We start from the raw sequence: 434 nt of genomic DNA, 5'->3' as shown, positions 1-434 counted from the left end.
TCGGTGGCATCGATGGCGGTCTGCGCGGCGCTCTGTGGACTGCACATGCTCGCCGGGCGCGGGCGGCTGCGGACCCGGCTCGCCGTCCTGGCCGTCGCGCTGGCGTGCGTACCCTGGCTCTACAGCGTCTATGACCAACGGGTCAACCAATCCGTCGACTACGATTCGGTCGGCAGTCGTACGCTGGTGTTGACCGAGCTGACCGAGCGCGACGCCGTCGCGAACATGTTCGGTGGCGGCCTGTTCTGGGACGAGCGCAACAACGTCGGGAAGACTCACCTGCGCGGCTACCAGGTGCGGGATAGTTCGTTCTACATCTACCTGGTGTTCGCCAGCGGCGTGCTGGGTTGCGTCGTGTTCTTCGGCACGCTGTTCGCCCTGTTTCGCCGCAAGGGCCGACGTAAATACCTGCTCTACCTGCTGCCGATCCTGCT

General features: G+C 65.2%; 1 pseudogene. It reads left to right on the top strand.

Features of this window, described 5'->3' with window-relative positions:
• Window positions 1-434 (top strand): annotated as a pseudogene (locus tag HWX25_RS33080) (hypothetical protein); the annotation flags it as partial.

The organism is Burkholderia sp. BCC1640 (assembly GCF_902833125.1).
Taxonomy (GTDB): domain Bacteria; phylum Pseudomonadota; class Gammaproteobacteria; order Burkholderiales; family Burkholderiaceae; genus Burkholderia; species Burkholderia diffusa.
This window is presented reverse-complemented; position numbering and strand designations above follow the sequence as displayed.